The sequence below is a fragment of the Anaerobacillus sp. 1_MG-2023 genome, assembly GCF_030547345.1.
Classification (GTDB): domain Bacteria; phylum Bacillota; class Bacilli; order Bacillales; family Guptibacillaceae; genus Guptibacillus; species Guptibacillus hwajinpoensis_B.
The window spans coordinates 656903-683839 of record NZ_JAUORD010000001.1; the positions used below are offsets into that span (position 1 = coordinate 656903).

A 26937-nucleotide genomic window follows, 5' to 3' on the forward strand; every position below is an offset into this window, starting at 1 on the left:
TTTCATTGATATTACGTTCGTGGTCCACCTGCAACATAAAGAACTTGTCCACTAACAAAGGATGAGTTTTCATCTGCAAAAAAGAGTGCAGCATTCGCAATGTCTTCAGGTTTCCCTGTTCTAGCAACTGGAATCTGCTTTTTGTTGTATTCAATAAACTGATTAAATTCAACACCGAGTCGTTCGGCCGTTGCTTTTGTCATATCACTTTCAATAAATCCTGGCGCAATAGCATTGGCCGTAATGCCATATTTACCAAGCTCGAGTGAGAGCGTTTTGGTTAACCCCTGAATGCCCGCTTTGGCAGCTGCATAGTTCGTTTGTCCACGATTACCAAGTGCAGAAGTAGAGGATAGACTTATGATGCGACCGTAACCTTGATCAACCATATACTTTTGTGCCGCTCTTGAAGCATAAAAACTCCCAGTAAGATGTACCTGCATGACCGTCATCCAGTCTTCATCGCTCATTTTAAATAATAGATTATCTCGAATAACTCCAGCGTTGTTTACAAGAATATCAATTGACCCGTATGCTTCTGCCGCTTCTTTCATACTGGACTCTACCTGCTCTCGCTGTGTAACGTCCACAACTCCTATCATAACCGAGAAGCCTTTCTCTTCTAATTTCTTTCTTGTTATCGAAAGGGCTTCTTCGTTCACATCGGCAAGGTATACCTTAGCCCCTTCATCTGCAAACTTTTCTGCAATGCTCGCACCGATTCCTCTACTCCCACCAGTTATGTATGCCACTCTACCTTCAAGTCGTTTCACTCAACTTCACTCCTGTAAGCGATTTCTTAAGATTAATTAAACTATAATAATATTAAAATTTTCTGTCAACTATTGTCATCCAGTTTAAAATCGGGATAATAAGTGAAAAGGATAGAAGAATGAATTATTTATATTGGAGGCTATCGCGATGAAACATCTCGTTTTCTATGATGCTGAATGTCCTTTTTGTTTTTATGTTAAGAAATCACTTCGCAAACTGGATTGGTTTAATAAGATCGAATGGATACCGGTCCAAGAAGTTGAGAAGCACCCGGAAGACTATCCCTATATGCAGTTTCGCCACAAACGAATGTATGATGAAATTCATATGCTCACGACATCTGGGAACCTTCATGCAGGCTATTATACGGTAAGACGACTGTTAATGGCACTTCCTGTAACGGTACCTCTCTCTTTACTACTATACTTACCTTTTATGGATAAGCTTGGTTCACCATTCTATATATGGTTTTCAAAAAACCGTTATGATTGGTTTGGACGTTATTCAGAGCCCCGTTTTGAATAACTTTTTTAAAAGCAGGCGTTAATACTTTTTTCTAGAATACTATTTGTCAGAGAATTAGTTTGGAAGGATGCTTTGATATGGAAGAAAAATGGCTTACCTGGGCGAAACAAATTCAATCCATTGCTCAAGCAGGGCTAACTTATACGCAGGATAACTATGATTATGAAAGATATATTGAACTGAGACAGCTAAGTGCAGAAATGATGGAAACCTACACGGAATATGATATGAAAACAATTAGCGAACTTTTCACGAATGAAACTGGTTATCAAACGCCTAAAGTAGACGTTCGTGCAGCTGTTTTTCATGAAGGTAAATTGCTTTTCGTTAAAGAAAAAGCGGATGGCAAGTGGTCTCTTCCCGGCGGCTGGGGTGATGTGGGCTTTACACCAGGAGAAGTAGCGGTAAAAGAAGTTCAGGAAGAGGCAGGATACATTGTAGAAGCACGGCGACTTCTTGCCGTGCTCGATCACAAAAAACACCCTCACCCACCATCGCCTTATCATATTTATAAGGTGATGATTGAGTGTGAGCTAGTCGGTGGAGTTGCGGCCGAAAGTATCGAAACAAGTGACTGTGGTTTTTTCGCTCAAGACGAGCTTCCCCCTTTGTCGACTGGCAGAATAACTGAATCTCAGGTTGGGATGCTTTATAATCTCCATAACAACGTTACCCTTCCACCTGTTTTTGATTAAGTGAGATGAGGAGCTATCACAATGATTAAACCATTTAACAATGGGCTTCTTCTTATGAGGAAGGACAAATTACAAGAACGAAGCTGGAGAAGTGATGAGTGTTATAAGTTTATATTCTCTCACCAGGGGTCAGGGCTTTACGAAACACCACGTGGTGATATTACAATTGATAAAGGACAGTTCTATGTCCTTAACCCAGGTGACACCCACCGCCAACTTAACGTTACGGATGAAAAATTTCTAATCGAACTGGATGAAACGATATTTCAAGAAGTAGCAAAAGATCTTAATCTCAGTGCACGTTTTCCTGAATTCGCGTCTATTCCTTATCATCATCCACAGCTTCAGCAGTGGGCTTCTTTTGTACGAGATTGTATGGGGAACGGTTTGCAATCCGAAGAAAGTACTTACTTCCTTGAGCACAGTGCGGTACAACTCGTTATCCTTATGCTCAAACATGCTCCAGGATTGCATCAACAGGAGCTCCCTATCCCTTCAGCGAAATTCCCGCTAACTACTGCTATTACAGCTATGAAAGAAGGGTTTCAAGAAGAATGGTCGCTTGAGCAGCTCGCAAACCTGACAGGTCTCTCGAAATATCAATTCGCTCACTCCTTTAAAGAAACGTTTGGTATTTCGCCTTATTCATTCCTGCAACTTTATCGCATTATGAAAAGTCAGGAAAAGCTTCTTCACTCTAGTGAATCAATTCTATCAATTGCTTTTTCATCAGGATTCAAGAATCTTTCTTCTTACAATCATCTATTTAAAAAGTTGTATGGAAAATCTCCTTCTCAAATCCGTAGTAGTTCCTATAAGATAGAAGATACTAATGATCATCATTAGCATTCCACTAACAACCATTATAACTTGAATTGGCAGAAGAACAGCGAATGCACCAAATAGAGCCAATGAAAGAGTATTAGCAAGATAGAGTAGAACAGCGTTCGTGCTAAACCCTCTTCCAAGCTGCTCTTTCGGTACGATGGTTTGCAGGAGATAAACTCTTGCAAGTCCAGCTATCGGAATCCCTATTCCTACTAGAATAGCACCTACAAAAAAATGTTCTAACTCGTATAATACGCCATAATAAAATACGCCCGCTCCCCAAATGAAAGCACCAATCATATATGTTTTTAAATCCATTTCCTTTACAATATAAGGAATGACTAAATTCGTTCCAATCACAACTGCACCAAACAAACCTAGTATCAAACTATAAATCTCTTCACTCCTTGAGGTCATATCTGAAAGCGCAAGTAGGAGCCCCACTTCCCAAACCCAGGTATTAAGAAATACAATTACAAAAGTACTTAGAAACAAATGCTTCAGGGTGATATTCCCCCCAGCCCATTTAGTAAACGATCCGATTGAGCGCCAGACTCCGCTCAAGGATTTTTCCCCACTATAAGTGGTTTCTTTCACTTGTAATTTCATAAGAAAGAATGCACTCAATCCATAAGTTATGGCGTCAATAGTAAAAAAATGGACAGCACCATGCGTTGTAAGAATCCATATTGAAAGAAAAGGACTTATGACCGTAACGCCTCTTTGAAGTGTATCATTCAATCCATTAACCATTGTTCGTTCTTTCTCTTCTGTCATAAGCGGCAGCAAAGCACGATGAGCTGGGTTAAAGAAGCAACCAATCGATTGAATAAGAAAACTAACAAGCAGTAAATAAGCATATCCTAACAAATCTGCGTAATAGAACAAAACAATAGATCCAATTAATGGAATTCTGACAAAATCTAAAATAATGAGCATTCTCTTCTTCTGTACCCAATCAGAGATCACCCCTCCTATTAACCCAAAGAGTAAATAAGGGAGAGTTTCCGCGATCGCCATTCCAGTCGTCAATACCTTAGATTCGGTTATCTCATAAGCAAGAAAAAGAAATGCCATACCTGAAAGGACATCGCCTAGCTTTGAAATCCCTCCTCCAAGCAAGTAGTACCTTATGTTTTGATTGAACATTAATTTGATATACATAGAATCACCTCTCTCTTTATCATAAAAAGAAAGAGGTGATTTATCTTATAAGATCTTGCTACAATTTAGCGCAATAAATTGTCTTTATATGATTTCAGCCATGTATCAGCCATAAGACGATTGCCTACTGAAGTCATATGAACGCCATCCGTTGTGAGAGTATCTTTCTTATCCCTTAGCGCTTGTAGGAAAGTTTCATGAGTAGGAACAACAATTGCGTCAAACTTAGCTCCCAACTTCCGAACGATTTCAACATAAGGCATAAGCAGCTGATTTCCTTTTGAAGAGATATTTTCTTCAATAATCGTTGGTTCCATTAAGACAATTTGCACGATACCATCATTTACTTCTATTAAAAGTCGTTCATATATCTCCTCAAACTCACTTGGCAACACCTGCTCCATCTCAGAATGATCCAATTGTCTCCACACATCGTTTATGCCAATGGAAATGGAAATCAGATCAGGTTCCAATGCTAAAACCTCCCGTTTCCATCTACTTTCAAGATCAGTGATTCGATTACCACTAACGCCTTTATTGATGATCTCCACATGGAATTCCTTTATTATCTCTTCCTTAATCATCCTTACATATCCATAACCAAGTCCTTCAGTGTCCTGGTTTCTGCCTGAATCCGTAATACTATCCCCGATAAACAACCACTTCATATAAGCTCCTCCAGGTTCTCAGTCGTAATGGTCCATCGCTCATTTACCTTACTATGCTGCTCTAACATCCAGCTTTTTGCGTATTGTTCAATATCCCTCACATCGGTTTCCTCAAGTTGAACATCAATCGATTCAATACTTCCCTGTTGATTTGTTTTTAGATAGATGGCATCATGATCATCATTCATGAAATGGTTATAGGATTGGGTACTTTTCCAAAAACCAATAATAATCGCCATGTTCTCTTCTGTCCAGCCGCCGTACTGAGCTATAAATCCTTCGTCATTTCGCAATTCAATCCAACGTTCTTGCCCTCTAGAAAAAGTTGCTTCCTGACCTTCTCGCACGTTGCAAACTATTTTTTTAATCACCATCACTGTTGAGCCTTTTCACTAAAATCAGGATGTCTGAAGCAGTCAGTTGTATGATCATTGACTAAACCAACAGCTTGCAAGAAGCTATATATAATAACAGGACCTACAAACGTAAAACCGCGCTTTTTCATATCTTTACTAATCTTCTTGCTAAGTTCTGTTTCTGCTGGTACTTCCTCTATCGATTTCCAGTCGTTAATGATCGGAGTGTCTTGAGTAAAACCCCATATGTATGATGAAAAGCTTCCGAACTCTTCTTGAATCTCCATAAATGCTTTCGCATTCTTTACCGTTCCGCGCACCTTTAATTTATTACGTATAATGCCTTCATTATGGAGTAGCTCTTGTATTTTATCCTCATCATAAGCCGCTACTTTCTCAACAATAAATTGATCAAAAGCAGCTCGATAATTCTCTCGCCTTTTTAAAATCGTAATCCAACTTAACCCCGCCTGCGCTCCTTCTAAAATAAGCATTTCAAAAAGTTTTTGATCGTCATAAACAGGAACTCCCCACTCATGATCATGATACTCCTTATAAACTTCTTCTTCATTCACCCATGCACAACGGTTCATTATGTTACCTCCAATAAAGGCTAGTTGCCTACAATTTCTTAACGCTAATCCAGTTGAATACTTTCTCCTACGCTAGCCATACTAAGTGGCGATAACAAAGGAGATGATCGTGATGGCTAGATTGCTTTATATTACCGTGAATCCAAAACCAGTAAAAGAATCTTTCAGTTTAAGTATAGGGGAAGTTTTCCTCGAAACCTACCAAGAAAAACATCAGAATGATGACGTCGTAAAGCTAGATCTTTATAATATCGATCTTCCTTATATTGATACTGACGTTTTTAACGGATGGGGAAAGCTGCAACAGGGAAATGCATTTGATCATTTATCAGGAGACGAACAGCTTAAAGTCAGTAAAATTAACGACCTTACAGATCAATTCATATCAGCAGATAAATATGTCTTTGTTACGCCATTCTGGAATTTCAGCTTTCCCCCTAAATTAAAAGCTTACATTGATACAGTGGCTATTGCTGGTAAGACTTTTAAATATACAGAAGAAGGCCCAGTTGGTCTCCTAACTGATAAGAAAGCCCTTCACATCCAAGCGAGAGGTGGCATCTATTCAGAAGGGCCTGCAAAAGAAATGGAATTCGGAGATCGGTACTTACATGCCGTACTTGGATTCCTAGGCATCCCTTCTGTTGAATCAGTCATTGCTGAAGGAATGGCACAAATGCCTGAGAAAGCTGAAGAAATCAAGAAAAAGGCGATGGAAGAAGCGAAACAAGCTGCAAAGACTTTCTAAAGAATACACTATTCGTTCGTGCCTCTGAAATAGCATTTCCCCAAAATAAAAAAAGCGCACATTGCGCTTTTTTATTCATCCCTTAACGAGTGGTCGAGCGGGATCATTAAACTGTAATCAAAAGGGAAACTCATCTCAGCGATCTCCTCATTCTGTTGTGGGACTTCACTCACGTTCATTTCTCCTGGTATACCCTCTAGCGGGATATGTTTTGTATGATCAAACATTTCATCGTCTCCTTCCATTTCTAGTATGGTTGAAGAACGATCTAATTATGAGATCTAGTTGCAATTCTATAGCAGCTTCGACATATAGTATTCATCAACAAATTCATCAGCTATGAACAGTGAGTGACGTTTCAAGCCCTCCACTTCAAAACCTGCCTTCCGGTAAAGAGCTAATCCACCTTCATTTCGTGTGACCACATTTAATTCGAGACGGTGTAGGTTTTGAGTCACTGCCCACTTCTCTAATTCAATAAATAACTCGGCCCCCACTCCCTGTCCCCGATACTCTTCTTCAATTCCTATCACTACATAGGCACTATGTTGATTGCGCTTCGCCTGTCCGCCCACCGCAATTAGATAGCCGATCAATTCACCAGCATTCTCAGCTACGAATATACGAGAATGACGATCACTCTCCATTTTTTCAATACGTTCACGCTGCTCAGCTATTGTCGTCTTTCTCTCGCCGTCTTCAAAGAGCATAAATGGGGAGTCGCTCTCCACACCTTTTATTAGCTTCACAAATGCTTCGGCATCATCTGGGCTAATTTGTCTAATTTTCATTTGTTTGTCCTCATTTCCTATAACTGGTCTTTACAGCTTACCATAAGAAAAACGCGTATAAAGGATTATACGCGTTTTTCCCTGGTTTTACTGCTCAACAACCGGCCTTGTCTTCTTTTCTAGCTTTCTTACTTCTTTCATAAGTTCTTTATATCCGAGTCTCGTTAATTCAAACTCATCGTTCACTAGCTCATACTCGATTAAAGTATTCCGCTTTGATTCTGGAATGTCGTTATAAATGAGTCGAAGCTCTTCATTTAACTCAACAAATGAACTAGATTCAACAGAATCAATCCCAATTAACTCAGCAACCAGCTTCATATCAGGGGTTTCTTTAATGAAAAGTCCCTTCTTATCAATGACTGCTTTTTGAATTTTATCTTTAAACAGAAGCACTTCTTGCTTGATCCGATTGCTTTCAGATTCCTTATGCTGCATTCTGTTACGATAGCTTTCTTTCTCTATTTCATCGAGATCCGCTTTAGAAAGAAGCTCTTCAAAAAGCATCGTTTTATCACTATTGATCTGCTCAAGTTCACGCTCTTTCTCAGCTTCCTCCATCGATTCTGCCTCGATAGCCGTGTTTTCAAGTGAAAATGAAAGCTGATCATCTGCTGTAGTAGTTGAAGTGGCCGTATCCTCTACCTGCTCACCCTTTAGCTTTGCATCAAAATCATGAATTTTTTTAATAACATATAGTGAAACTCCGACGCTAAGACACGTTAAGAACAACCTGAACATAAATGGGGAAAACGCCACAAGATATAATAATAAAATGAATCCAATAATGGAAAGAACCGTTAGTACTTTTTCTTTTCCCGTTTTCGCTTGCATAGGCTGATCTAGTGTCGCAAGAAATTTCTTCATGGATGTTAACATCCTGACTTTTCACCTCTCTACTCTATTGTCATCCTCTTCTGAGAACGAACATTACCCGGATTGCTTACATTCCGGGTTCTATAATTGTTCGAAAGCACCTTCTATTTTACGAGGATAGCTATTTTCGAAGGTCTAACAATCCTATGTGGACAATACACTTGAAAACAAGTCATTCGTTTGTCCATGAAAGGAGTTGTTAACTATAGAAACCCTTATTCATCAATGTTTAGAGTGGCTGCTACAGCTTGGTTACCCTGGCATCGCCCTTGCTTTAATGATTGAAATTATTCCGAGTGAGCTCGTACTCGCTTATGGAGGATATATGGTATCTGAAGGAACGATTCGTTTTACTGGTGCTGTTATTGCTGGAACGATCGGTGGCACAGTCGCTCAGCTCTTTTTATACTGGCTAGGCCGTTTTGGTGGACGTTCGTTCTTAGAGCGCTATGGAAAATTCCTGTTTATTTCTCAAAAGCATCTTGCCATTGCTGAAACCTGGTTCGATCGGAATGGAGTGAGCGTCATCTTTACAGCTCGCTTTATTCCTGTCGTTCGTCACGCGATCTCTATTCCAGCAGGTATTGCCAAAATGTCGATCATGCGATTTACCTTCTATACGATCCTGGCTATGATTCCGTGGTCCATTCTCTTCCTATATATCGGAATACAGCTCGGTGACAACTGGTCCCAGATTCATTCTGCTGCAAGAATTTATACGTTACCAGTTAGTCTCGGAGCAGGATTCTTTCTTATCTGTTACATATTTCTACTTATTATGAAGAGGCGACGCATTCGCTAATTCTAACAAAAACTGCCCACCCTAAGTATACTAAGCAATCGTTCAAGCAATGTTGACCTATACACCTAATCCCATTCTCTTACGACTAATGATGAGGCACTTAGTGCACTAGCTAAGTTTTTTTTGCAAGAAATATTGGGTATGACCTTGAGGATGATTTTCTACTTTACCACAAATTTCATACCCTTCCTTTAGATAAAATCCAGGTGCTTGAAAACTGAATGTATCAAGCAATATAAGTCGACATTCCTTTTCCTCTGCAAGTCTTTCAACTTGTTGGAGAAGTTTCCTTCCAACACCGTTCCCTCTCTTCTCATCTGTCACCCAAAGAAAATCGATATGAAGGTGCTGCCAGAACAATGTTGCCGAAATCCCGCCAATCACTTCATCCTCTTCTTTCATAACGAATGCGATTTCTTCAAGCGGAGTTTTAACTGCAGATGAAAGCTTCTGTTTGTTATATTCAACAACGTTCTTTCGAATGAAATCTCGTGACTCATCTCTTCTTTGTATCATTCAAATCCTCCTCATCCGAGCGTTCTTCTTGTTTCCTTAACTGGAATCTCGCTTCCTCTCTCGTATTCTACGGAAACTTCAAACGTTCCCTCCTCAAAGAACTTTGGCAGTCTCTGCTTAAACCAATCTTGCATAGGAAGCGTATGAACTAAATTTCTCTTCACCCACATTAATTCACCTTCTGGTGGATCGGGGTGCTTACTACCAGAGTAGGAAGTAGCTACATAATTAAACACGATGTACCGAAACTCTTCATCTGGAATAATAAATTCATCGACTCCCTTATATGTAAGATCGCAAGGATGAACAATAAATCCCGTTTCTTCATAAAGTTCTCTTGCAGCACCTTCGGCAAAGCTTTCTGAGAGTTCAATCTTCCCGCCTGGACCGATATAGCCAGGAAACCCGGCTTCAGGAGGTCGATTCAGTAAGAGAATTTCATCTTTTTCTCTATTATGTAAAATAACCATGGATAGTAAAGTAGCTTTTATCGTTGTCATCCATTCCACCTCCAGCCAATCCTATCTTCGTCTATGATGACAGTATATATCATTCTGAGTTAGGAACCTACTATACTATGATGAATGATTTTTAAGAAAAAGGGTAACATCCAATATAGAAAGCATGATCGCGTAAGTCATACCGCCCAAGTTAGGAAAAGGAGTGATACCATGTTAACCCGCACACATTACAAAGAACGCAATCCAATGAATGAGCGATTAATCAACTGGTCAGTTGAAAATACGAAAGAAGATGACTATCAAGAGTCACAGCTTGCGATTGTGGAATGCACCTGTACGAATAGCGATGGAGACGAATTGCAAACAGTTAAAACGCTTGAAATGTCACCTGAGCATAACTCCTGGGAAGAGTGGATGGATGAACTGAAAAAAGATCGTTTTGAAATCATCCAGTGCCCAAGCTGCAAAGTATGGACGATTGATGACAAGTAAAGAAGCGTTTATAAATGTAGACGATAGCGAAAAGCCCTTCTCTAACATAGAGAAGGGCTTCCTTATTTATTACGATAGTGCATCTAATTCAGTTGAAATAAAATCCATCAATCCTTTGATCATCGTTTCAGAGAAATCAAAATGGATACCTGCCGCTTCATACACTTCGGATAACGACACAGAGCTTCCAAGTGATAAGGCACGGTTGTAATTCTCTAGAGCCTGTTCTGGATTTTCTCTATACTGGCGATACATTTGGATCGCACCAAGTTGGGCGATAACATATTCAATATAGTAGAACGGTACTTCAAAAATATGCAGAATCAACTGCCAGTTATTCTGAATCCATTCTTCCTGCCCTGTCCAATCTACATAGGAGGAATCATATGTGCGCGATAGCTCCATATATTTCTCGCTACGTTCTTTGCTCGTATGATTTGGATTCTCATACATCCAGTGCTGAAACTGATCCACTACAATACCACTAGGAAGGAAGAGGATTAACCCTTCAAGCTGATCTTTCTTAGCTCTTAGCAATTCCTTTTCATCCTGATACATCAGATTCCAGTAGTCCATCGTTAAGAGTTCCATCGACATGCTTGCTAGCTCAGCTGACTCCATAGGCGTATCTTGATAAGCTGATAGCATTTGATTACGCTTGAAATCGTTATGAATGCAGTGACCCATCTCATGAAGAAGCGTAATAAAATCGTCATGTGACTTTGTACTATTCATAAAGATAAAGGAAAGCTCAGAAACCGGAAGATACTCACAAAAACCTCCCTGCGCTTTTCCTTTCCGACTTTCGAGATCAAGTGCACCTTTCTCATTCATCTCGTTTAAAAGATAAGAGAAGCGCGGAGAAAGCTTATCGAAAATATCAGATGTGCCTTTGATTAGCTCTTCGATTTTATTAAATGGACGAAGCGGCTGCTTATCTTTCGGGACAGCCCTCGTATCCCATGGTTTATACTCTTCAACACCAAGCTCTTGCTGATGCTTTTTCTGCAGCTTTTCTTTTAGAGGAACAACGTGCTTTCGAACTGCCTCAGCTAGAGATTTACAATCCTCTGGTGTGTAATCGAACCGCTCGTATTTCTTAAACATATAATCTCTGTAATTATCGAGATTCACATTCTCAGCTTTTTTCTGACGGAGCTGGATCAGCTCGTCCATAATTTCCTGTAAGTCGTCTTTTTTCGTTAAGAGCGTCGTGAAGATTTCTTCCATAGCGCTTTTGCGAACTTCCCGATCCCCGTCTTGCATCATTAAAAACATTTCACTAAGTGTTTTTTCTTCGCCATCCCAATGAAATGAGAGACTACCTGTATGCTCAAAATAACGATTAACGATGCGATCTTCTTCAACTTCTAAGTTAATATTTTCCTCATTAAAAAGCGTCATTGCATTTTCTTTCCGAAGAAGAAATTGTTTATAATACTCTTGGTTCAGCTGCGACTTGTAAGGCGACTCCTGAAACTTTTCATCAAAAAGCCCCTCATATCGCTTTACCATAGGTTCTATGTATTCTTGATCGTGCTCGATTGTCTTTTTTGCTTCTTCACTGCTGCTATGACACTGGAAATCAATATAATGTCCGGCAAGTCCTTCTGCCACACCATCCATTAATGAAGATAAGCTCATCACCCATTTTTCTAATTCATCAGCAGAATGAATCGACTGATTGAGGAGCGATTTAAACTCTTCTTCAAGAATAGAAGGATTTTTAAAATCATACTTTTCAACATAAAACGTACTCATCAGCTTCCCCCTTAAGATGCTTTTATGTACCATTTCATAGTTTACCACAGAATTTTCTGACAGGATATGTCATATCCTTTCTCATGTATCCACATTTATGAAAGGCTTAAACCAGAAGACACAAAAATGGGACCCCACCCCGTGGATGGGACCCCTCCTGTGTGGAAAACGAAGCATCCCATCCAAGGACGGGGCTTCATTCATGCTTGTACCCGTATCATTATGATCTATAACGTAAAAACGCCAATTCATTGATTGAAATATTATCCTTCTTTCTGATCGACTATCCACACTTCATCATTCGCACTGATTTTTCCAGCTTGAATCACTTTCGCATACATCCCAAATAAATTACGCCGTTCTATGGCAACCTTTTTCAAGAGGTCCGGATGTTTCGCTCCAGTCTCAGGATCAACGGTAATAATCATACATCGCTCACAAGGTTTTACGACTTCAACCATCACTTCTTTTCCGATTTGTAGAACTTTTCCTTCCCACGTTTCTTCTACAAATGGCGTTTTCTCCAATAAAGAGATCTGCAGGTTTGGTCGAAAACGTCTTTCATCTGTTATTTTCCCCCAGGATGATGATAACGCATCAAGAGAAGCATCCGTCACAATTAAAAGATGCTCTTCTTCAATCGGTCCTATTGGAACATTTTCCGGATGATAAACTTTTTTTGTTAGCTGCTTTGAAGATTCTTCTTCTATTTCACGTAGCCAGGTCGAATCAGACCATTTATAGGTATCTCCTTCTGGTGTCGTGATGATCGGTTCAGGATATGCATCAAGTGATTCCGGTGCACTGAACGATGCTTGATAACGCACGAGTGGTGGAAATTGTGTAATCGTAAAAAACGATTCTTTCTCATCTAAAATCACATGACTTCGATCGCCATAAAGACCATAGTTCATCACCATTGTCTGAGTAACGCGTTCTCCTGTCATCGACTTCACAGGATGACGCATCATCTCACTAATTATTCCAATTTGAATGATCATCAGCTCCCTTCTTCCTCCTTAGTATATCCAAAGAGAAAGAATCTCATTTTTTCCTATAAGTCTAGTATAAACAATAAGAGATTTGCATAAAACTAGTAGAAACAAAGGAAAAAAGGAGAGATCCGAATGGAAATAAAAGAATACTACTCCATTACCCTCTATAATGAAAGGCGAAGAGCGATCTTTCATTCAGAAGATGAATATGATAATTTCGAAGAGGCACAGCGTGAAGGATATGTTCTTCTTCGCAATCATCCGAAAGCAGACTTATATTCGGTAGAACGTTTTTTTGCAGTAGAAGACGTCTAAAGAGACCTTTTCTTTTCAAGTAAAAGGGCCAGTTTTTGATCAAACTCAGCTATTTTAGGATCACCAGGTAATAATAGACTAATCTTACTAATTAGCGCAGATATTTCGTTATCAAGAAGCATCTTTTGTTCTTCTTTCTTTTTTGAAGAAACAGAAGAGCTTTTTTCTTGCATTCTTGTTCGATATTCTGCTAAATTCCTCTCCACCCTTTTAATTTGTTGATCTTCAAATACAAGAAGCTGATCACACATTTTCTCCATAAAATAGACATCATGCGAAACAATGAGAAGAGTTCCCGTAAACTCTTGCAGTGTATCTTCCAATTGCTCTCGTGAAGGCAAATCTAAATGGTTAGTCGGCTCATCGAGTATCAAAAGATCATATTTATTCATCAACATACGCGTCAGTTTCAGTTTTGTTCTCTCCCCAAGACTGAGTTGATTAATGGTGGAATGGATTCGATCTCTCCCCATCCCCATCGAAGCAAAAATCGATTTTGCCCGAAAGATCTCTTTCTTCGTTGCTACGTTTAAAACTTCAAGCGGCGTTTTTTCTTCAGGAAGATCGTGCACATCCTGTGACAGATAGCCAATCTGAAGCGTTGGACTTTTCCACAGTTCTCCCTCGCTAAGCGCCTCCATTCCAAGCAGCATTCGCAATAAGGTGGTTTTCCCACAACCATTTTCACCAACAATCCCCACTCGTTCCCCAGACTTCATGTAGAAAGAACTTTTTTGAAATAACCATCGTTCTTCAAAACGTTTTCCGGCATTATTCGCTTCTAATACGCGTTTACCTCGTGTATCATTCGCCTGAAATTGAAAACGCACTTCTTTCTCCTGATCAGGTTCTTCCACTTTATTTTTCTGCAGTTCCTTCTCGAGTCTCTTCTGTTTCGACTTCACCTGACGATCCATTTTCTTTGCTTTCATGCGGTAATGTTCCTTATATCCTTCCTGTTTTGTTGACTCACCGTGTGCCTTTTCAGACCAATTCGTTAATCCTGCAAGCTGACCTTCTATTCGCTTTATTTCTTTTTGCTGCGCGCCATAATGATGGAGCTGGTCTTCGTATCTTCTTTGCTTTTCGGCTCGGTATGCCGTGTAGTTTCCTTGATAATTACTAATGATACTATTTTCAACTTCAAGGATTCTATCAACCGTCTGATCGAGAAAGTAACGGTCATGAGATATAACAAGAACAGCTCCCTTAAAAGAGTGAAGCTCTCGAATTAACCAACTTACCCCTTTTCTATCTAAGTGATTTGTTGGTTCATCTAGTATTAATAAATCCGGATGAGTCGACCAAATCTCTGTGAGCGCTAGTTTCAACTTTTCTCCACCGCTTAAATATTCTGCTCCTTCATTAGTTAGAATAGGGCGTATCCCTAATTCCTTTTTCCTTTTTAAATCAGAAGAATCGACTTCCATCCCATATTGCTCAACCACCCCTGTCTGGTCAATCGACTGCTTCAGATAGCCGATATCACCTTTGAGTGTAATTCCCCCTTCATCTGGCTCTATCTCTTTTACGATTATTCTTGCTAAAGTTGTTTTACCAGCACCGTTAGGTCCAACAATTCCAATGCGCTCTCCCTTATGAATATCAAGGTTCACTTGATTAAATAACGTGTTCTCATGATAACTTTTTTTCAATCCTCTTATCGATATAACGTTCACGGTATCTCCCCCAAATTTTCAGTTCATTGCTTTGAGGAGAAAAAAACCTCCCCATCACCTGGAGAGGCCTGTCATTCCAATTTCCTATACTACCGAAAAAAGTGCATCACAAAGAAGCACATTTTCGCTAGCACAAGTGATTAAAAAGGGCAGACTAATCCTATTCTCCAGAAAATCCATTTCACAATTTGAAATTAGATCTGAATAAATAAGATTAGTTCTTCATTGCTTCTTAACCATTCCCTTCGTCTTTAGTTGCCATTATTTTAAAGAATTATGTAAGCGATGTCAAATTCTTTTTTAGCCATTTTTATAATGAATCCTCTTTAAAAAATCGAATTTTGTAGAGTACTTTTGGAAAATTAGTCGATTTTTATCCTTTTTTAGTACAAAAGGACCCTATAATGTCTGTTATTCCAGACCGATATTAGAAATAGTTAAGAAATACTTTCCATTTGAGACTAATTTTGAAGGGAGGCCGTTTCGTCTGTTGTTGTGACGTCACTGCGTACATAAGAAAAATAGAAACTTAGAATATGGGGGAATACACATCGTGCGGAGTAAAATTCTTGCGTTTATGATGATCGTTATTTTAATTTTTACAGGAATGAGTTTTCCAGAAAAAACATCAGCAAGTGGTGAAATCGAACGTATTAGTGGTGCAAACAGAATTGATACTGCTCTTGAAATTTCTAAGAAGGTATCACCAGGTAAGCTTGCAACAGCTGAGAAGTCTGTTATCCTCACTCGTTCAGATATGCCATTCGATGCTTTAGCAAGTTCTGGTCTTGCAGGAGTAAAACAAGCACCGATATTATTAACAGGCTCATCTAAACTTGATGACAAAGTATCGGATGAACTCGCCCGTCTTGGCGCGAAAAAGGTTTATATCCTTGGAGGAACAACTGCCATCAGTCAGGGGATTGAAAATGAATTAAAAAGGACATATACAGTAGCGAGAGTTGAGGGATCAAACCGTTACGAGACGGCCAACGCTATTAATAAAGCATCAGGCCTTGATCACTCATCTACAGCTATTGTGGTAAATGGAAATCAAGTAGCAGACTCCCTTTCAGCATCCAGCGTAGCTGCTATGAAAAATTATCCAATCTATTTAACAACAGAGACAAAAGCGCCATCGCTTCCTACAAATATTAAGACTGTTTATGTAATTGGAGGAAATGCTGTTCTCTCAGACGCTGTTATAAAGAATTTAGAACAACAAGGTAAGAAGGTTGTTCGCCTTGCTGGTGACGATCGCTTCCTAACAAACATTGCAGTTAATAAAGCCTTCTTCACATCAAACTCTTCTTATATTTTAGCAAGAGGAACTTCGGTGCAACAAGATAAAGAAGATTATCCAGATGCTGTAGCTGCCGCTTCCTTAGCAGAGAAATTTAAAGCACCAGTTGTATTAGCTCACAATACGAGACCAATTCCAGACGTTCAAACTTATCTCTATCAAAACGCTTCTTCCTTGATGGTGTTAGGTGGAGAAGCAGCTATTCCTTCTAGTATTGTAGATTCTTATAAAATAAAAGACAAAGTTGAAGAAGTTGTTCTAGAAACTGGCATTGTTACAGCTTCAAGCTTGAATGTTCGAACTTCACCAGAAATGAATGGAACTAGAATCGGTGCATTGCCACGTAACGCTGAAGTTGACATTTATGGCTATTCAGGTGATTGGGCTAAAATTAAATATCAAGGTCAAGTAGCTTACGTACATAGTGGTTACTTAATCCTTAAAAGCAGTAACCTTTTAAACAACTTAACGATCGTAGTCGATGCAGGACATGGAGATCATGATCCAGGCGCAAGTAATGGAAAACTCCTTGAGAAAGACATCAATCTTGATGTATCTCTTTATCTCGAGAAGCAGCTTAAATCAGCAGGGGCTAATGTTGTCATGACGCGAAGAGATGATTCATTCCTTGAGCTTAGAGAACGATCAAATATCGCAAACAATTTGAATGCAGATGCTTTTATTAGTGTGCATACGAATTCTGCCACAGAAGCAGCTCATGGCATTGAAACATATTGGTACGACAAATACAGTTCTGCAGAAAGCAAGGCCTTAGCAGAAAGCATCCAAAAACGTTTGATTGAAGTAACGGAAGCAAGAGATCGCGGTGTCAAAAATCAAAGCTTCTCTGTTATTCGCGAATCTAGGATGGCAAGTGTACTTGTTGAAGTTGGTTTCTTAACAAACAATGAAGAATACCAACTCCTTCTGACACAGTCTTATCGTGAAGAGCTTGCTGATGGGATTTACCAAGGCGTTTTAGATTACTATAAAACAAATTAGATTTTAAGAAAGGGAGTTCTTCTTTACGAGAACTCCCTTTCTTGTGTTATGCTTTTATCCAATTTGGAACCATTTCAACATCAGCTGCTTTTAACGTTGTAAATACTGGGCAACGGGCATCAACAATTTCTTTCAATTCTTGAACACGCTCTTCCGTCTCAGAAGTATTCACTTGGGCATTAACAGTAACTTTTTGGAAATAAGGACGCACTCCGTCTGCTCCCATCATTCCGCTCGGATCTAGTTCACCACGAACATCAAACTCAATACCCTGAAGATCAAAATTAATTTCTTTAGCTACCATGTTGGCAATGGCATTTTCACAACCTGCTAGAGAGATTAGTAGAGTAGCTAGTGGATTAGCTCCTTCGTCTGTACCACCCATTTGAGCTGGCTCATCAATGATTACCTTGTGCCCTTTAGAATCACCTGTTGTATTCATTCCTTTTGATACTGCTGTAATTTTTTCAATCATTTTAGACATTGTAATGTCCTCCTTTGTTATTTAAATAATGAAATCGTATTGTATCTGTAATGTTTTTTAAAATCATGATATCCTGATAATTTTTCATTAACAGAATTCCACCTTCAAGTTGTGCTACGATCGTTTGCGCATGTTTGTAAGGTTCTTCTACCATAAGATCCTCTAAAACATCTGAAAGTCGAGCAATCCATTGATCCAAAAGCCCATTAATTTTTTCACGGAAAACCTCATCATGTTCACTCATCTCTAGTGCAAGGTTCCCGAAAGGACACCCATGCATATTAGCCTCAGTTTCATGATAGTGAATTGCCCATGACAGCATTTTGTTTAACTTCACTTCAGGAGACTCATTCGTACTTAAGATATTCTGTATAAGATCTCGCTCCCATTTTTCTACAAAGTGATCAACAACTGCAATACCAAGATCTCTTTTAGAAGAGAAATAATGATAAAACTGTCCTTTTCCGATCTGCGCTTCTGACAATATGTCGCTTAACTTCGTGCTCTCATATCCCTTAGCATGAATAACCCCTGCAGTCGTTTTTATAATTTCACGCTTTCGATTTGCCATGTTATCACCTTCCGCTATTTATAACCGACCAGTTGGTACAGTTATAAGATAACACATTTCAAAAACGTAACTCAAGAAATTAACAGCCTTCAGGACCGCAAGTCAAGCCCATTTGGTTATTCAACTGTTCTTTATCGTTTTGAATCTCCACCATCTTTTTCAAGTTCTCTAGTGGCTGGGCACCTACCGTTTCCATGTCTCCGTACCTATATGTTGGTACTCCCGTGATGCCGTTTGCGTGAGCCTCATGAATCGATGCACGCAATTTATTATGATATACAGGATTTTCAATGGCTTCTAATAATTTGACTGGATCAAGATTTACTTGTTTAGCCACTTCACGGAGCACATGATCTTCAGCGATATCTTTTCCTTCTACCCAATAAGCATGGAAAACAGCATCTCGATATGACCCTTCAGCGCCATGTTCTTTTGCAAATTCGAAACCGAGCAAAGCTTTGCGAGAATCACTCGTCACCTCAGTTAGGACTTCTGGTCTCATCTCAATACCATACTCCTTAGCAAGGTATTTCACGTTCTCAAGGGCCTGTTTCATATACGGACCTTTTGCATCAGGTTGTCCCTCTGGATGAAGCTCAAACTCCTTCCACTCAAGCTCTAATCCAGGAATTTCTTGTTGGAGTCTCTCAGCATTTACTTTCCCAATGTAGCAAAAAGGACAAATAAAATCTGAATAAACAACTAATTTCTGTTCCTGCACAATCTCACCTCTGAACCCATATTTAAAACCAACCAGTTGGTACAGAAACAATATAACACCACTTAATTATTCTTGCCAAGCAAAACGCTCATCTGAAGTGATGAGCGTTAGCAAATCTATAATCCTAAACCGATCGACGTTTGATTAGTATAGGACGTATATGCAATAAGTTGGTTAATCTCCACAATTTCCTTTTCACTATAGTCATGTTCTTTTAATTTCTCTAAATCCGCTTTCTCTAGACTCTTTGGGCTTCTGACAAGTTTCTCAGCATAGCTAAGAATACTTTTTAAATGATCTTCAAAAGCATCTGAACTTTCATATCCTTCAAGCTTCTCAAGAATAGAGTCATCTCCACTGATTTCTTTTAATAAGCTTCCATGTCCTGTATAACAATAATCACACCCATTCAAATGAGACACAAAAACGACAACTGCTTCCGTTTCAAATTCATTCAATACGCCTGCTTTAACAGAAGCTGCTAAAGGCATAAACGCTGAAAAAATGTCCGGACTTTTTGCAATAAGTCGATTAAAAACAGGAACAGGGTGTTCAAGATCTTTGTAGATTTCAAGCTCCTTTAAATCTGACTGTTTGGCCGGTTTAATCCATGGCATTTTCTATCATCCTTTCTTGATCCATTCTTTATCATAACAAATAGTTCTGATATGTATAAAAAAACACTGTGCTAAGAAACACAATGGGGCGAGCCAGCTTTAAAACGTTTCTTTTTTATTCGACGATACTTTCCGATCATTACGTAAAAGATCTTGAGGAAATCTTGACCCGATTATTTATTGAAAATGGTAAAATAAAGGCAAAAGAAATCACCAGAAATTCGAGGTGTAGTCGAATGCAGTTAATACATGACTTTTTTGTAAATATGATGATTATACTAGCTCTACTGTTTATTTATTATCAATTTTTTAAAGAAGAAAATCTAGCGCCGACATCTTCTTTGAAAAGAAAATTCCTTAGTGGTTTGTATGCAGGAATAATCGGGGTTTTCCTGATGATTTATAGCATTCAAGTTGATGCAACGACCATTGTCGATCTAAGACATATCCCTCTTTTACTAGTCACCTTATATGGAGGTCCTGTTCCTGGAGTTATTGCTCTTATTGTGATCCAAATAACGCGATTTATCATTGGAATGAATCTTTCTTCCTTTGTTTCACTTGGTTTGCTAACTTCTCTTTATATCGGTTACCTTCTCTTTAGAGAATGGAAGATTGGGATTTTCATCAAAGCTCTCTGGATGCTCCTTTATTCCAATCTCGTCTTCAGTATCTTAATCGTCTACTTGCTACTTGATATAAAAAGCTTATTTAGTGAAATCAACGTTCTCTTCTGGCTTACATCCACTGTGACAGGAGTAATGGCGCTTTACACAACAGAGCATTTACGAAAAATAAATCATCTGTTTAAAGAATACAAAAAGAGTGCTACTATCGATCCCCTTACCGGGTTAAACAACGTAAGAAGTTTTGATGAAGCATTAAATCGCGCCATACAGGAAACATCTACGAACGATGAAAAGCCCTTATCACTGCTAGTGATTGATATCGATCATTTCAAAAATGTGAACGATACATACGGCCATGCATCTGGGGATACCGTTTTGACACAGTTTGGTAAGACGCTAAGAAGTGCCGCCAGATTGAACGATATTGTATCTCGAAACGGTGGAGAAGAATTCACCATCTTATTAGGGGATTGCACTAATAGAGAGGCTTTGGAGATTGGAGAACGGGTCCGATCCATGATTGAGGAAAATTCTTTTGCAATCAATAAGGATATAAGTATTCATATCACTGCTTCACTCGGTGCAAGTACTTTTCCCGAAACTGTTTCATCTCCTGCTCAGCTTTATCGAGAAGCAGATGAAGCCCTTTATCACGCAAAGCGAAGTGGACGGAATCGCATCTGTTCAAACGAACAAACAATGAAAGTCTATGAGTATTAAAAAAAGGGGCTTCCTGCCCCTTCTTCAAATTCCAATCTTATTATTCTGTATGAACCCCGTTTAACGATACAACAATGCTCCGACTGCTCCACTAAACTGCCCCCGATGTGGAAAGTAAGCTTTGATATCAAATAATTCTTCATAACGTTCAAGCTGCTCTCTAATTAATGGATTCGATTGAAAAGTAGAACCGATAAATACTATGTTTGACGTAGAAATGGTTTTCGCAAATGGGATAGCCATCATTAAAATCGATTCAGAAATCATTCCAATTAAGCATGCTAACACATCTTCATCCTTTACTTCTTGCTTCTTAATCCGATCAATGAAACCAAAATTACTGGCAGTTAAATCACCGCCAATGGGGGAGGCCTCTCCATAAATATCCTTCACCTTTAAATCGATACCATTTCGATCGCCTTTTTCTGCTAGTCGGGTAATCTCTTGAAAATCTGTTCGTCCTGTCAATAAGTAAGCAAGTCCCATGAGCATCCCACCCCCTACTCCAGTTCCTCCAAGTCTTTCAGCACTCTGGCCATTAACAGAGTGAATTGATGTACCTGTGCCAACGTTCACTACTAAATAGTTATCAGGTAAAGGAAGCTTTGCTCGATCCACTAGCGCTCGGATGCCTGATGTAGTCGCTTCAAATTCCGGAACCATTTCGACATCATTTTCCACAAGCTTAGCAAGAGCCATTTGCTTCCCACCAGTAATCATTAACTTTGCTTCCCCATGGTTTTTCACCCATGACGCAACATCATTTATATCACTCGTTGCAAAAGTCTGATAGCAGTATTTTTCATTCTTAAGGTGCACCGTTTTAATTAATGTCCCACCAGCATCGATGCCTATTTTGTTTGCCATACTCACCCCTTCTTTCCCTATTTTAATGAGATAGTTTTATTCTATCCCAGTTCGTTTGAACAAGTAAAACATAGTCAGCCAGAATCAAAGCCCCTCTATCCTTTGAAAGGATAGAGGGGCTTTGCACGAATGAATGGTCACTCTTTCGGTAGTTGAATTAATACCTTAGTACCCTGTCCTGGCTTACTCTCAATTTTAAGTCGTCCTCTATGCTCGGTTATGATTTTGTTACTAACGGTCATTCCAAGCCCAATTCCTTTTTCTTTATTGGTATAGAAAGGGACCCCGATCCGCTCGAGACGTTCTTCGTCAATTCCCATGCCATTGTCATGAATCTCAATGATAACGCCGTTCTGATTTTCTTCAAGAATCACATCAATTTGTCCATCTTGCTCAATGGCTTCAACCGAATTTTTAAGAATATTGATAAATACTTGTTTCATTTGGTTTCTCTGACATCGAATAACAATTGACTTGAGCTGACTACTTATATTAATTCTTATGTTTTTTGATGAAGCTTGTGGTGTAAGGACTGTAATCGCGTTTTTTATTAGCTTCAGCAAACTTACTTCAGCTACTTCAGAAGCCTCAGGCTTACCAAGAGAAATAAAGCCATTCACAACTTCTTCGATATTGGTAAGCTCATCTTCAATGATTTGGTGATACGTACGATCACTTTCCTCCTGCCTTGCTAGAAGCTTTACGAACCCCTTTATGGAAGTAAGAGGATTCCGAATTTCATGGGCAAATCCTGCTGCTACATCCCCTATCAATGCAAGCTTCTCAATATTTTCACGGTATTGTTGAAGCTGAATCTTTTCAGTGATATCTCTTGAAATAAACACGAAATGATTGACGTTTCCCTCTTCATCAATAACGGCCATTCCTTTTGCTTCAAGTATAATATCATGTCCAGAAGCATGCAGTTTACGATAAATAGTCGTAATAGGCTGTTTGGTTTCAGTTAATTTCTGAATAGATCTCTGACACTTTTCAAAATCATCAGGATGGATAAATGTTAAAATATCTTTTCCTACAACTTCATTTTGTTCATATCCTAATACTTCCTTATAAGAAGGTGATGCATAAACAGATGTTCCTTCATTATTCATCATACAAATTAAATCATTGCTATGTTCTAGAATCATACGATGCTTTTTTTCATTCCAATGAAGCAACATTTCGGCCTCATGTCTCTCCGTAACATCTCTTGAAACGACAACATAAGATCGCTTATTTTCATTAGAAATACATGTCCCCTGTGATTCAATGTAACGATATACCCCATCCTTACGCTGCATGCGGTATTGAATGATAAGTGGCTGTCGATATTTGACTAATTTAAAAAATTCTTTTCTAACACGTTCCTTGTCTTCTTCATGCACATATCGAATTGAACTACGTCCAATTTCATCTTCAATTCCTTCTCTTGCGTAGGCTCTATATGAAGGTGAAACGTATAGTAGATTTCCTTTAGGGTCAAGTAAGCTTATAATTTCATTCATATTCTCTGTAATGAGTTGATAGTTTTCAAGAGTATTTTGTACATTGGCACGATCATAATCAACCATTTTAATAATGGCTGTCGTTTGCCCAAGAAAATTCTCCACAGGAATCCCAGTAACTTCAACAGGGATATAGGATCCGTCCTTTTTCAACCACCTTTGAACGAGAACTCCAGGATTAACACCATTAATAGAAGCTTCGATCCGTTTTGAAACAACCTCTCTATTTTCTGGATGAACCGTCTCCCAAATTGACTTACCTTCGAGTTCACTAAAGTGATCAAACCCGAGAAGATGAACGGCCGCATCATTTAAATAGAGCCACTTTTCTTCTTTTTGAACCACTAGTGCTGTAGTAGAACTTTCGTAGTACTTAACTAATCCTGCTAATTTATCATCCCTCGGTTCCTTAGTTTCATTCTCAGGAGGAGGGCCCGAACGTCTATAGATAGCTGTATTCTCGTTATGATTCATAGCTTCTCCTTCTAAAATATGATATTCGTGCAGCGGGTCTTTTGAGGGATATGAATACTTACATATCTTCTTTAAAAATAGTCGTTTTCCTGCAACTATTCTTTAATTCCAAAAAAGAAGATAACAAATGACGTTATCTTCTCCTCCTTTATTCAATTAGAACGTTCTTCGTACCACCTACGTCCAAAATCAACGAGATCTCGTTGATTAAAAAGCTTGCATATAGCAGCACCTATCTTCATTCTTCTAAAGTGTTCATTATTTTCAAATTGAAACCCAATTTGATCAAAGCAATCTGAATCATAATCAATCTCCGTATATGTTTTCCATACTCGTTTATCATTTTCGATTAATGCTGCAGACTTTTCTGAGCGTTCCTTCTTGGTTGAAGCGTGTTCAGAAAGGTGAAATGAAGTGTTACTATCATGACCTACTCCAAGCATAAGAATTTTTCCATCAAGCTTATATATCTTTCCAAGAGGTGAGTTCTCTCCAAAACCATCCTCAATTGATTGGTCCTTTGTAATGAAGTATTTATGTTTGCCCCAGGCAGCAAATGAGTACATCGGATGATAACTGCGCACGACACCTGGGAATGTTCTAAACAACTCCGCTACCGCTCCCATGCCGCGCGTAGGAGTGGTATCACAGCAAAATGCTGGCATATTCTCTCGAATAATAGGCCACCACTCTTCTGGAACTGGCGGATTCATCCACTCTGCTGGCTCTGAATTACTCGCTGACTGCGCTGGCATGACAAGCGTTCCATCTTCTCCAACAGCTCTTATCAATGCTAATATAAGAGCTTCTGCACCCCCGCATACCCATCCTAACGAGCTTAAAGATGTATGAACGATTAATGTCATTCCGTCCTTTACCCCAAGCTCTTTCAAATCTTTTTCAAGACTATCGATTGTAAGGGGAAAACATACCTTATTCATTACATTTCTCTCTGTCATGATTCTTCCTCCAGTAAAATATCATAGTATAATTCTCGTTTGATGCTCAGCTTCTCTTTTTCATCAAATAAGGTTTGAAGCTCTGTAAGATCCTTCATTTCATTAAGCTTCTGATCGATTTGATCAATCTGGGATTCAATTTCCTCAAGCTCCCATTCTATTGAATTCGATTTCGGTTTATTTTCCACCTTCTTAATGGGAGGTGACGGGACTATACTCTTCCATGACCTCCAACCATCAATCATTTCCTCGTGCTTTATCTTAGCTTCTGAATAGCTATATAAATGCTGGTAAAGGTGTTGATTTTCAATCCAATATGTCACTGGAAAACACTTATTCAGAAAATAGCGATCATGCGAGACACAAACGATCGTCCCAGGGAAACGCTCAATGGCATCCTCTAATACCTCTCTGGAGTCAATATCGAGATGATTTGTTGGCTCATCAAGAACTAATAAATTTAGATCCTTACTCATCAATTCAGCAAGACGTAAACGCATCTTCTCGCCGCCACTTAAGAAAGAAATCTTAGCAAAAACGTCATATCCGTAAAATAAAAATCGAGCTAATTCATGTCGAGCATCTCCTTCTGATACTTTCGCTGATTCACGATAAACATCAATGACACGTTCTTCTCCACGATCTTCTAGGACATGTTGAGAAAGGTAACCAATTTTCACACTTCCGCCTACCTTTACTTGTCCAATAGAAGGATCTACATTTCCGAGCAAAACATTGAGAAGCGTTGTCTTTCCACTTCCGTTTCTCCCTACAATAGCGACCCGCTCACCGTACCTTACGTGCAAATCAACTTCAGTAAATAATACGTTTTGTTTATAACCCGCTGTAACATTTTCGAAAGTGAGAACATCTTCTTCACTGCGCTCCTTCACGTCAAAGTCCAGGCCAATTTTCTTCCGATCTAAAACCGGACGTCTCAATTTGACCATACGCTCTAAAGCACGCTCCATATTTCTTGCACGCTTATGAAGTGCGGCATTCGGAGGATTAGCTTGATTAGCCCACTCTCTTAAACGTTTGATCGCTTCTCTCATTTTTTTGATTTTCTTTTGCTGTTCCTGATAGGCAGCAAACTCTGTGAGCAACAGCTCTTCTTTTTTCTTTACAAACTCACTATAAGATCCGTGATAGACAGTTAACGCACCATCTTCAAGATCCATGATTTTCGTAACCACTTCATCAAGAAAATACCGATCATGTGAGATCATTAAGACCGTTCCACTATATTGCTTCAAAAAGCTTTCAAGCCACTCAACCGCTTCCACATCAAGATGATTTGTTGGCTCATCAAGTAAGAGCAAATCTGGTTCTTTTAATAACAGTAACCCTAGACTTATCTTTGTCTTTTCTCCTCCACTCAAACGATCGAATGATGCATTCAACAAATGCGCAATACCAAGTCCATTCGCTACACTTTGAATAGATGAATCTATTTCATATCCTCCCATACGAGTAAAACTCTCAAGCAATTGCCCATATTCTTTGAGTTCACGTTCGGTTTCTTGTCCAATCGCCATTTGAGATTCAAGTACGTTCATTCGTTCTTGCATTTCTACAAGATCACTAAAAGCTTTTCTTAAGACATCTTCTACCAGTACCCCTGGATAGTTTGGAATTTGGGCTAAGTATCCGATCTCTGTCCCTTTTTTATAGTAAATCATTCCATCATCTACCTGCTCAACACCTGCTAACAATTGAAAAAGAGTCGTCTTTCCACAACCATTCCTTCCAACAATACCTACACGTTCCTTCGCATTTATCTCAAAAGATATATCTTCAAAAATAAGAGTTCCACCAAGCATCTTACTAATTGATTGTGCTGTAACGATCATTATAATCAGTCCTTTCATTCAGATAAGCATACAAAAAACCACAGATAAGGATACACCTCACCTGTGGTTGAATCTGGCATCATTTCACTTTAAGTCTACTAAAACCTTAAGATACTTAAAGCAAATAAAAAAGAGCGACAAATTTGCCGCTCTCTTTCCAGTAAATTTATACATTCCGCCTGAAGCAGGGTAA

General features: G+C 39.1%; 30 protein-coding genes. 9 read left to right on the forward strand and 21 right to left on the reverse strand.

All coding sequences use genetic code 11. The features are described 5' to 3' along the window. Nucleotides 1-11 precede the first annotated feature (11 nt). Entirely contained in the window at nucleotides 12-773 is a 762-nt protein-coding gene (fabG, locus tag Q4550_RS03480) for a 3-oxoacyl-ACP reductase FabG (RefSeq protein WP_303530380.1), read from the reverse strand. 148 nt (nucleotides 774-921) lie between these two features. Between fabG and Q4550_RS03485 the strand changes: the two genes are divergently transcribed. From Q4550_RS03485 to Q4550_RS03495, 3 genes are all read left to right on the forward strand, one after another. After that, a complete protein-coding gene (locus Q4550_RS03485) occupies nucleotides 922-1299 on the forward strand; it encodes a thiol-disulfide oxidoreductase DCC family protein (protein WP_303530381.1) in 378 nt (125 codons plus the stop codon). Between the two features lie 77 nt (nucleotides 1300-1376). After that, entirely contained in the window at nucleotides 1377-1994 is a 618-nt protein-coding gene (locus tag Q4550_RS03490) for an NUDIX hydrolase (protein WP_303530382.1), read from the forward strand. A 21-nt stretch (nucleotides 1995-2015) separates the two neighbouring features. Next, nucleotides 2016-2840, forward strand: a complete 825-nt coding sequence (locus tag Q4550_RS03495) for an AraC family transcriptional regulator (RefSeq protein WP_303530383.1) — start codon at nucleotides 2016-2018, stop codon at nucleotides 2838-2840. On the opposite strand, the gene Q4550_RS03500 is transcribed toward Q4550_RS03495, so the two are convergent. From Q4550_RS03500 to Q4550_RS03515, 4 genes are all read right to left on the reverse strand, one after another. Next, nucleotides 2757-3986, reverse strand: coding sequence for an MFS transporter (locus tag Q4550_RS03500; protein WP_303530384.1), 1230 nt, complete (start codon nucleotides 3984-3986; stop codon nucleotides 2757-2759). The two genes, Q4550_RS03495 and Q4550_RS03500, sit on opposite strands and share 84 nt — an antisense overlap. Nucleotides 3987-4051: 65 nt before the next feature. Further along, nucleotides 4052-4654, reverse strand: a complete 603-nt coding sequence (locus Q4550_RS03505) for an SGNH/GDSL hydrolase family protein (RefSeq protein WP_303530385.1) — start codon at nucleotides 4652-4654, stop codon at nucleotides 4052-4054. Then, nucleotides 4651-5028 carry a DUF4937 domain-containing protein gene (locus Q4550_RS03510; RefSeq protein WP_303530493.1) on the reverse strand — a complete coding sequence of 126 codons (378 nt, stop codon included), beginning with the start codon at nucleotides 5026-5028 and terminating at the stop codon, nucleotides 4651-4653. Before Q4550_RS03510 ends, Q4550_RS03505 begins: the two co-directional genes overlap by 4 nt. Further along, a complete protein-coding gene (locus tag Q4550_RS03515) occupies nucleotides 5028-5603 on the reverse strand; it encodes a DNA-3-methyladenine glycosylase I (RefSeq protein WP_303530387.1) in 576 nt (191 codons plus the stop codon). The genes Q4550_RS03510 and Q4550_RS03515 overlap by 1 nt, the downstream gene beginning before the upstream one ends. Before the next feature lie 112 nt (nucleotides 5604-5715). Here Q4550_RS03515 and Q4550_RS03520 point away from each other — a divergent pair, with 112 nt between their 5' ends. Further along, the gene (locus Q4550_RS03520) at nucleotides 5716-6351 is read left to right on the forward strand and encodes an FMN-dependent NADH-azoreductase (RefSeq protein ID WP_283152915.1); all 636 of its coding nucleotides are present in this window, start codon (nucleotides 5716-5718) and stop codon (nucleotides 6349-6351) included. 71 nt (nucleotides 6352-6422) lie between these two features. Here the strand turns inward: Q4550_RS03520 and Q4550_RS03525 are convergent, their stop codons facing one another. From Q4550_RS03525 to Q4550_RS03535, 3 genes are all read right to left on the reverse strand, one after another. Continuing rightward, complete coding sequence (locus Q4550_RS03525; protein WP_194220355.1) at nucleotides 6423-6578, reverse strand: hypothetical protein; 156 nt, start codon at nucleotides 6576-6578, stop codon at nucleotides 6423-6425. A gap of 66 nt (nucleotides 6579-6644) precedes the next feature. Further along, nucleotides 6645-7142: a GNAT family N-acetyltransferase gene (locus tag Q4550_RS03530; protein ID WP_303530389.1), complete on the reverse strand. Its 498-nt coding sequence runs from the start codon at nucleotides 7140-7142 to the stop codon at nucleotides 6645-6647. Between the two features lie 87 nt (nucleotides 7143-7229). Beyond that, on the reverse strand, nucleotides 7230-8009 hold the full coding sequence (locus Q4550_RS03535) for a hypothetical protein (protein ID WP_303530391.1): 780 nt from the start codon (nucleotides 8007-8009) through the stop codon (nucleotides 7230-7232). A gap of 214 nt (nucleotides 8010-8223) precedes the next feature. On the opposite strand from Q4550_RS03535, the gene uptA reads away from it, so the two are divergent. Beyond that, on the forward strand, nucleotides 8224-8820 hold the full coding sequence (gene uptA / locus Q4550_RS03540; protein WP_303530495.1) for an undecaprenyl phosphate transporter UptA: 597 nt from the start codon (nucleotides 8224-8226) through the stop codon (nucleotides 8818-8820). Nucleotides 8821-8928: 108 nt separating this feature from the next. Here the strand turns inward: uptA and Q4550_RS03545 are convergent, their stop codons facing one another. Together Q4550_RS03545 and Q4550_RS03550 are read right to left on the reverse strand one after the other, a co-directional pair. Next, on the reverse strand, nucleotides 8929-9336 hold the full coding sequence (locus Q4550_RS03545) for a GNAT family N-acetyltransferase (protein WP_303530393.1): 408 nt from the start codon (nucleotides 9334-9336) through the stop codon (nucleotides 8929-8931). An 11-nt stretch (nucleotides 9337-9347) separates the two neighbouring features. Next, nucleotides 9348-9836, reverse strand: coding sequence for an NUDIX domain-containing protein (locus tag Q4550_RS03550; protein ID WP_242057330.1), 489 nt, complete (start codon nucleotides 9834-9836; stop codon nucleotides 9348-9350). 171 nt (nucleotides 9837-10007) lie between these two features. Between Q4550_RS03550 and Q4550_RS03555 the strand changes: the two genes are divergently transcribed. Further along, nucleotides 10008-10289, forward strand: coding sequence for a hypothetical protein (locus Q4550_RS03555; protein ID WP_194220351.1), 282 nt, complete (start codon nucleotides 10008-10010; stop codon nucleotides 10287-10289). Nucleotides 10290-10358: 69 nt separating this feature from the next. On the opposite strand, the gene Q4550_RS03560 is transcribed toward Q4550_RS03555, so the two are convergent. Then, on the reverse strand, nucleotides 10359-12050 hold the full coding sequence (locus tag Q4550_RS03560; RefSeq protein ID WP_303530396.1) for a M3 family oligoendopeptidase: 1692 nt from the start codon (nucleotides 12048-12050) through the stop codon (nucleotides 10359-10361). Between the two features lie 263 nt (nucleotides 12051-12313). Then, nucleotides 12314-13045, reverse strand: coding sequence for an MOSC domain-containing protein (locus Q4550_RS03565; protein ID WP_303530497.1), 732 nt, complete (start codon nucleotides 13043-13045; stop codon nucleotides 12314-12316). Nucleotides 13046-13177: 132 nt separating this feature from the next. On the opposite strand from Q4550_RS03565, the gene Q4550_RS03570 reads away from it, so the two are divergent. Beyond that, the gene (locus Q4550_RS03570) at nucleotides 13178-13360 is read left to right on the forward strand and encodes a hypothetical protein (protein WP_098442379.1); all 183 of its coding nucleotides are present in this window, start codon (nucleotides 13178-13180) and stop codon (nucleotides 13358-13360) included. Here the strand turns inward: Q4550_RS03570 and abc-f (Q4550_RS03575) are convergent. Then, nucleotides 13357-15039 carry a ribosomal protection-like ABC-F family protein gene (gene abc-f / locus Q4550_RS03575; RefSeq protein WP_303530399.1) on the reverse strand — a complete coding sequence of 561 codons (1683 nt, stop codon included), beginning with the start codon at nucleotides 15037-15039 and terminating at the stop codon, nucleotides 13357-13359. The two genes, Q4550_RS03570 and abc-f (Q4550_RS03575), sit on opposite strands and share 4 nt — an antisense overlap. 553 nt (nucleotides 15040-15592) lie before the next feature. Here abc-f (Q4550_RS03575) and Q4550_RS03580 point away from each other — a divergent pair. Further along, complete coding sequence (locus Q4550_RS03580) at nucleotides 15593-17344, forward strand: N-acetylmuramoyl-L-alanine amidase (RefSeq protein WP_303530400.1); 1752 nt, start codon at nucleotides 15593-15595, stop codon at nucleotides 17342-17344. Between the two features lie 46 nt (nucleotides 17345-17390). On the opposite strand, the gene Q4550_RS03585 is transcribed toward Q4550_RS03580, so the two are convergent. The 4 genes from Q4550_RS03585 to Q4550_RS03600 all read right to left on the reverse strand — a co-directional run bounded on the left by Q4550_RS03585 (nucleotide 17391) and on the right by Q4550_RS03600 (nucleotide 19737). Next, nucleotides 17391-17828: an OsmC family protein gene (locus tag Q4550_RS03585; protein WP_303530401.1), complete on the reverse strand. Its 438-nt coding sequence runs from the start codon at nucleotides 17826-17828 to the stop codon at nucleotides 17391-17393. Continuing rightward, on the reverse strand, nucleotides 17821-18399 hold the full coding sequence (locus Q4550_RS03590; RefSeq protein WP_303530402.1) for a TetR/AcrR family transcriptional regulator: 579 nt from the start codon (nucleotides 18397-18399) through the stop codon (nucleotides 17821-17823). The genes Q4550_RS03585 and Q4550_RS03590 overlap by 8 nt, the downstream gene beginning before the upstream one ends. Nucleotides 18400-18478: 79 nt before the next feature. Then, a complete protein-coding gene (locus Q4550_RS03595; protein WP_303530403.1) occupies nucleotides 18479-19171 on the reverse strand; it encodes a DsbA family oxidoreductase in 693 nt (230 codons plus the stop codon). 65 nt (nucleotides 19172-19236) lie between these two features. Next, nucleotides 19237-19737 carry a carboxymuconolactone decarboxylase family protein gene (locus Q4550_RS03600; protein ID WP_303530405.1) on the reverse strand — a complete coding sequence of 167 codons (501 nt, stop codon included), beginning with the start codon at nucleotides 19735-19737 and terminating at the stop codon, nucleotides 19237-19239. A gap of 236 nt (nucleotides 19738-19973) precedes the next feature. On the opposite strand from Q4550_RS03600, the gene Q4550_RS03605 reads away from it, so the two are divergent. Then, entirely contained in the window at nucleotides 19974-21086 is a 1113-nt protein-coding gene (locus tag Q4550_RS03605) for a diguanylate cyclase (RefSeq protein ID WP_303530407.1), read from the forward strand. 60 nt (nucleotides 21087-21146) lie between these two features. Here Q4550_RS03605 and coaW read toward each other — a convergent pair whose 3' ends face one another. The 4 genes from coaW to abc-f (Q4550_RS03625) form a co-directional block, all read right to left on the reverse strand. Further along, complete coding sequence (gene coaW, locus Q4550_RS03610; protein ID WP_303530409.1) at nucleotides 21147-21953, reverse strand: type II pantothenate kinase; 807 nt, start codon at nucleotides 21951-21953, stop codon at nucleotides 21147-21149. A gap of 137 nt (nucleotides 21954-22090) precedes the next feature. After that, a complete protein-coding gene (locus tag Q4550_RS03615; protein ID WP_303530411.1) occupies nucleotides 22091-23932 on the reverse strand; it encodes a PAS domain-containing sensor histidine kinase in 1842 nt (613 codons plus the stop codon). A 152-nt stretch (nucleotides 23933-24084) separates the two neighbouring features. Further along, the gene (locus Q4550_RS03620; protein WP_303530413.1) at nucleotides 24085-24891 is read right to left on the reverse strand and encodes an AAC(3) family N-acetyltransferase; all 807 of its coding nucleotides are present in this window, start codon (nucleotides 24889-24891) and stop codon (nucleotides 24085-24087) included. Then, entirely contained in the window at nucleotides 24888-26744 is a 1857-nt protein-coding gene (abc-f, locus tag Q4550_RS03625) for a ribosomal protection-like ABC-F family protein (RefSeq protein WP_303530415.1), read from the reverse strand. Before abc-f (Q4550_RS03625) ends, Q4550_RS03620 begins: the two co-directional genes overlap by 4 nt. Between the last annotated feature and the right edge of the window lie 193 nt (nucleotides 26745-26937).